Annotated in this window: 4 protein-coding genes; 3 read left to right on the top strand and 1 reads right to left on the bottom strand. The window is 72.6% G+C overall.

Annotated features, from left to right (window positions below; genetic code table 11):
- The 3 genes from EYA84_RS27735 to EYA84_RS27725 all read left to right on the top strand — a co-directional run.
- A partial coding sequence (locus EYA84_RS27735) for a HAMP domain-containing sensor histidine kinase (RefSeq protein ID WP_131056797.1) occupies positions 1-760 on the top strand: 760 nt, incomplete at its 5' end.
- 87 nt (positions 761-847) lie between these two features.
- Entirely contained in the window at positions 848-1,516 is a 669-nt protein-coding gene (locus EYA84_RS27730) for a lytic polysaccharide monooxygenase auxiliary activity family 9 protein (protein WP_131056795.1), read from the top strand.
- A 97-nt stretch (positions 1,517-1,613) separates the two neighbouring features.
- A complete protein-coding gene (locus tag EYA84_RS27725; protein WP_131056793.1) occupies positions 1,614-2,876 on the top strand; it encodes a nucleotide sugar dehydrogenase in 1,263 nt (420 codons plus the stop codon).
- Between the two features lie 68 nt (positions 2,877-2,944).
- Here EYA84_RS27725 and EYA84_RS27720 read toward each other — a convergent pair.
- On the bottom strand, positions 2,945-4,224 hold a 1,280-nt coding region (locus EYA84_RS27720), incomplete at its 5' end, for an FtsX-like permease family protein (RefSeq protein WP_131056791.1).

Here is a 4,224-nt window from a genome sequence, read left to right as displayed (position 1 = left end):
GCTCGGCGGCGGCGACCTGACCGCCCGGGCGGAGCCGAACGGCCCCCGGGAACTCCAGGACGCGGCCCGGTCGTTCAACGCGATGGCCGACGACCTGCGGCTGCTGATGAACCGGGAGCGCGAGTTGGCGGCCGACCTCTCCCACCGGTTGCGGACGCCGCTGACCGCGCTGCGTCTGGACGCCGAGGCGATGCCGCCGGGCCCGATCGGCGAGCGGATGCGGCAGGCCTGCGACCTGCTCGACGAGGAACTCGATTCGATCATCCGTGGGGTGCGGCGCGGCACCGACGGGCGGGACGGGCAGAGCGCCGACCTGGTGGAGGTGCTGGCCGACCGGTTGGCGTTCTGGTCGGTGCTGGCCGAGGACCAGGAGCGTCCGTGGGAGGTGACCGGTGGCGACGTACCGGTGGTCCTGCCGATGCCGCGCAGCGAACTGATCCTGGTGGTGGACGCGATGCTCGGCAACGTCTTCGCGCACACCCCGGACGGTGCCGCCTTCCGGGTCAGCGTCTCGCCCGACGGGGTACTGGTGGACGACGCCGGGCCGGGCATCGCCGACCCGGCACGGGCGGTGCAGCGGGGTGTGAGCGCCGCCGGGTCGACCGGCCTCGGTCTCGACATCGTGCGGCGCGCCGCCGAGACGTCGGGCGGTCACCTGGTGGTCACCCGCAGTCCGCTCGGCGGTGCCCGGGTCGGCATCCTGCTGGGGACGGTCGATCACGCTCCGGAGCGACTCGGGAGCAGCAGTCGCCTTTCATGATCCTTTCCGGAGCCGTTAAGGCTCCTTTATGGAACCGCGCACTAGCGTCCTCGCCGTCACAGCCGCAGCGAGCCGTACGGAGTTCAGATGCGCAGGAAGATCACCTACCCACTGGTGGCCCTCGGCATGGTCGCCTCGTCCCTGGCGGTCTCCTCGCCCGCCCAGGCCCACGGATACGTCTCCAACCCGCCCAGCCGACAGGCGTTGTGCGCGGCCGGAACGGTCACCGACTGCGGCCCGATCCAGTTCGAGCCGCAGAGCGTCGAGGCGCCCAAGGGCTCCCAGCGGTGCGACGGCGGAGTGGCCCAGTGGTCCGTACTCTCCGACGAGTCCCGCGACTGGCCGGCCCGGAACGTGGGCAGTTCGGTGACCCTCACCTGGGTGCTGACCGCCCGGCACCGGACCGCCGACTGGCAGTACTTCATCGACGGCAGACTGGTCGCCGAGATCGACGAGGGCAACGCCCAGCCGGACGCGACTGTGTCGCACACCATCGACCTGAGCAACTTCCCCGGCCGCCAGCGGCTGCTCGCGGTCTGGAACATCGGCGACACCCCGATGGCCTTCTACAACTGCGTGGACCTGGTCGTCGGCGGCGGCGGTGCCGCGCCCGCCCCCCGGCCGACCACCGCCGCGCCCACCACCGCACCGCCCACGGCCGCGCCCACCACCGCACCCACCCGGCCCGGCACCACGCCGACCACCACCACGGCCCCGCCGCCGGTCGACCCGCCGGACAACGGCGAGGCGAGCTGAGTCCCACCCGCCCCTATATCACCGAAACGGACGTACGGGGTCACACTCCGCTCTAAGCTCCTGACCAGCAGGTATTTTCTACCGGTCAGGAGCTCGGGTGAGCCAGGAGAAGTTGGTCGTCATCGGGCAGGGGTACGTCGGTCTGCCGCTGGCCATGCGCGCCGTCGAAGCCGGCCTGGACGTGGTCGGCCTCGACGTCGACACCGACCGGGTCAAGCGGCTCGCCTCGGGTGAGTCGTTCGTGGCGGACATCCCCGCCGACCGGCTCGGCCGGGCCCTGTCCACCGGCCGGTACCGGCCCAGCAGCGAGTACGCCGACGCGCGCGACTTCGACATCTGCGTCATCACGGTGCCCACTCCCCTGCGGGACGGCACGCCGGACCTGAGCTACGTGGAGCAGGCCGGCAGCGGCATCGCACCGTACCTGCGGCCCGGCTGCACGGTGATCCTCGAATCCACCACCTACCCGGGCACCACCGAGGAGCTGCTGCGTCCGCTCCTGGAGTCGGCCAGCGGTCTGCGCAGCCCCGGCGACTACCACCTCGGGTACAGCCCGGAGCGGATCGACCCGGGCAACCCGAGCTGGCGGCTGGAGAACACCCCGAAGGTGGTCTCCGGGGTCGACGAGGTCTCCCTGGCCCGGGTGGACGAGTTCTACCGGCGGCTGGTGGAGCGTACGGTCCCGGTCGACTCGACCCGGGTGGCCGAGTTGACGAAGCTGATCGAGAACACCTTCCGCCAGGTCAACATCGCCCTGGTCAACGAGCTGACGATGCTGTCGCACCAGCTCGACATCGACGTCTGGCAGGCCATCGACGCGGCCGAGACCAAGCCGTTCGGCTTCATGCCGTTCCGGCCCGGCCCCGGCGTCGGCGGGCACTGCCTGCCGATCGACCCGTGCTATCTGTCCTGGCAGGTCAAGCGACGCCTGGGCCGGCAGTTCCGGTTCATCGAGCTGGCCAACGACATCAACCACGAGATGCCCGAGCACGTGGCACAGCGGGTGATGGCCGGGCTGAACCGCTCCGGCCGCGCGGTCAGCGGCGCGCGGTTGCTGCTGCTCGGGCTGGCGTACAAGCGCAACACCGGCGACATGCGCGACTCCCCGGCGGTGGACGTGGCCCGGCGGCTGCGGGACCTCGGTGCCGAGGTCCGCGCGGTGGAGCCGTACGCCGAGGCGCACCACCTGCCGGACGGGGTGCTGATCGTGGACCTGACCGAACGCGAGCTGCGCGAGGCCGACGGCGTGGTGGTGGTGACCGACCACGACGCGTTCGACTACGACCTGGTGGCCCGGGAGTCCCGGTACGTCTTCGACACCCGCGACCGCTGCACCGGCCCCACCGTCGAACGCCTCTGACCGCCGGACATCATCGTGGCGGTGTAGCTGTTCCCGCGTCGGCGTGTCGAGCAGCCACGCCGCCACGATCAGCGGTCGGCGAGCGCCTCGACGACCGGCCGGGACAGTGCGCGCCGCGCCGGCAGCACCGATGCCAGCAGCGCGGCCAGTATCGCGACGGCGAATACCCCGGCGAGCCGGGCCCAGGGCACGACCAGTGTGAACTCCCCGGCGAGCCGGGCCAGCAACGCCATCGCCCCGGCGGTGACGCCGGTGCCGAGCGCGACGCCGAGCACGGCACCGACCAGCGCGGTGAGGACCGCCTCGACGGCCAGCATGGCGCGCATCCGGCCGCCGGTCAGCCCGACGGCACGCAGCACCGCGTTCTCCCGGGTCCGTTCCACCACCGACAGGCTGAGCGTGTTGGCCACCCCGACCAGGGCGATCACCACGGCCAGCCCGAGCAACGCGACCACGAACGCGAGCAGCATGTCCACCGTGGAGGTGAGCATCCGCTTGTACGCCGCCTGGTCCAGCAGGTTGACCGTCGGGTAGTCGACGAGTACCTCCTCGATGGCGGCACGCGCCACCTCCACCGGCACGCCCGGAGCCGGGTCGATCTCGGTCTGGACGCCGCGCTCGTCGGGGAAGAGCCGGGCGTGGTCGACGTCGACCAGGCCCACCGCGTGCCCGGGCGGCACCGCCGACCCGGTGCCGCCGGAGGCGAGCCCGTCGACCACCGCCGCCACCTCGAACGGCTGCGACCGCAGGGTGATCCGGTCCCCCGCCGACCAGCCGCGTCGCTGGGCCAGCTCGCGGTCCACCAGGACCCGCCCGGGTCCGAGCCGGTCGAGCTGCCCGGTGGTCACCGGCGCGATCCGGTCGGCGACCAGCGCCGGATGGACCGCGCGGTACTCGACGTCGTCGACGCTGCGGGTCCGTGCCTCGTGCACCACGCCCAGCTCGGGCCGGGCGGCCAGCGCACCGGTCAGCCCGACGGGCAGGTCCACGCCGATGCCGGTGACCAGGAAGTCCACCCCCACCTCGGCGTCGACGGTGCGTTCGATGGCCACCTTGGTGCTCTGCGCGCCGACCAGGAACGAGGAGACCAGACCGATGCCGATCACCAGCGCGGTGGCGGTCGCGGCCACCCGCCGGGGGTTGCGCACCGCGTTGGCCACGGCGAGCGTGCCGGTGACGCCGAGGATCCGCCGGACCGGTGCCCCCAAGAGGCGGACCAGCGCCGGCACCAGCACCGGACCGAAGAGCACGATGCCGAGGAAGCTCAGCACCCCGCCCAGGGCGACGAGCATGATCTGCCCGGCGGAGGCCGCGCCGGCCAGCGCGGCGACCCCGGCGACCCACGCGA

This window comes from Verrucosispora sp. SN26_14.1 (genome assembly GCF_004307965.1).
In the GTDB taxonomy this organism is placed as follows: Bacteria; Actinomycetota; Actinomycetes; order Mycobacteriales; family Micromonosporaceae; genus Micromonospora.
The sequence above is the reverse complement of the archived record's forward strand: the minus strand, read 5'-3'. Positions and strand labels throughout refer to the sequence as shown.